The organism is Tepidiforma sp., from assembly GCF_034433535.1.
In the GTDB taxonomy this organism is placed as follows: domain Bacteria; phylum Chloroflexota; class Dehalococcoidia; order Tepidiformales; family Tepidiformaceae; genus Tepidiforma.
The window spans coordinates 1-1,775 of the sequence record NZ_DAOUAO010000204.1; the positions used below are offsets into that span (position 1 = coordinate 1).

At 71.3% G+C, this 1,775-nt stretch carries 2 protein-coding genes; one reads left to right on the forward strand and one right to left on the reverse strand.

All coding sequences use genetic code 11. The annotated features are described in order from the left end of the window. On the reverse strand, positions 1 to 1,187 hold a 1,187-nt coding region (locus tag VAE46_RS10540), incomplete at its 3' end, for an FtsW/RodA/SpoVE family cell cycle protein (RefSeq protein ID WP_322796898.1). Here VAE46_RS10540 and VAE46_RS10545 point away from each other — a divergent pair. Then, on the forward strand, positions 1,122 to 1,775 hold a 654-nt coding region (locus VAE46_RS10545; protein WP_322796899.1), incomplete at its 3' end, for a serine/threonine-protein kinase. The two genes, VAE46_RS10540 and VAE46_RS10545, sit on opposite strands and share 66 nt — an antisense overlap.

The window sequence follows — 1,775 nt, forward strand, 5'->3', positions numbered from 1 at the left end:
AGGCCGGAGGCGAGCATCGCCAGGTAGAGCACCCCGACCCCGAGCGCGCCGGCCAGTCCGAGCTCCTCTGCCACCGCCGTGAAGACATAATCGGTGGAGGCGGCCGGCACGACCTCCGGCATGCCGCGCCCGATGCCTTCGCCGAGGACGCCGCCGGCATTGATTGCGTAGGTGGCCTGGAGCGCCTGGTAGCCGCTGCCTGAGGGGTCCGCGCCGGGGTCGAGCCAGGCCTCCACGCGCGTTTGCACGTGCCCGAAGGCCGCGTAGCCGAAGATGCCGGTCACGAGCAGGAGGCCCGCACCGGCCGCCACGAATCGCGCCTGGCCGGTCGCGACGTAGAGCATCGCCATCGAGAGGAGCAGGATGAGCGCGATGGAGCCGAGGTCGCGCAGAAGGGCGAGTGCACCGATCGCCCCGGCCAGTACCAGCACCAGCGGCACGATGACCGCGGCGCGGTGCGGCCGGGGCTGCTGAAGACGAACGATGGGCGCCGTCATCGCGCCGCCGGCCTCCGCCAGGTAGCCGGCGAGGAAGAGGACCAGGAACGCCTTGATAAATTCTGTGGTCTGGACCGACTGGCCGGCGATGCGCACCCACAGGCGCGCGCCGTTGATGGTCTGGCCGAAGACGCCCGTGAGTACGAGCAGGACCACGGCCGCCGCACCCGCGGTGTAGGTGTAGGAGCGAAGCAGTCCGGAACGCCGTCCGACGAGAATACCGGCAGCCATGGCAACGCAGCCGACGACCAGCCAGTTGGCCTGGTCCTGCGCCGAACCGGGCGCGAGCCGCACCACGAAGACCAGCCCGAGGGCGCCCAGCAGGAGGACCATCGGCAGGATTTCCGGCCGCGCGCGCGGCGCCAGGAGGCGGACCAGCAGGTGGGCCGCGAGCCCACAGGCCGCTGCCTGCGTTACGATGCGCACCATGGCGGGAGGCAGTTCGAAGCCGGCCACCACGAGCGAACGCCATCCGAGCAGGAGCACGGCGAGGCCAGACGCCAGCAGCAGCAGCTCGCGCGACCGCTCCGGGGAGCGCAGCACCTGGAGGTTCACCTGTCGCTGACCGCAGGGGACATCATCGACGGACGATACCGCCTCGAGCGTTTGGTCGGAACGGGCGGGATGGCCGAGGTGTGGCTGGCGGAAGACCTGCGCCTCGAGCGGTGGGTCGCGCTCAAGGCGCTGCACACATCGCTGACGGAAGGGTTCGACCCCGAGGCGGTGGCCGCCTTCGAACGGGAGGCCCGGGTGGTAGCAAGGCTGCAGCACCCGAACATCGTCAGCGTGTTCGATGCCGGGGAGTTTGCGGGCCGCCGGTACATCGTGACGGAGTACGTCCACGGCTACACCCTGCGTCAGCTCATCGAGACCAACGGGCGCCTGCCGGAGGCGGAAGTGCTGCGGCTGGGTCGGCAGGTGGCGGCGGCGCTGTCCTACGCCCACCGGCAGGGCATCATCCACGGCGATGTGAAGCCGGAGAACATCCTCGTTAACGAAACGGGCGTGGCGAAGCTGACGGACTTCGGCGTGGCCGAGACTCTGACCCGCACGCTGGCACCAGCCCAGGCCGCGGACCTGCTGGGGACCATCGCCTACCTCGCACCGGAGGTGATCCAGGGCGAGCCGCCGTCGCCTGCGACGGACCAGTACGCGCTGGCCCTGACACTCTTCGAGGCTGCTGCCGGCCGCCTGCCGTGGACCGGCGTCTCGCCGGCGGCGGTCGCGGGGCAGCGGCTGGCGCGCCCGGCGCCGCCGCTCCGGGCGTTCGCGCCGGCG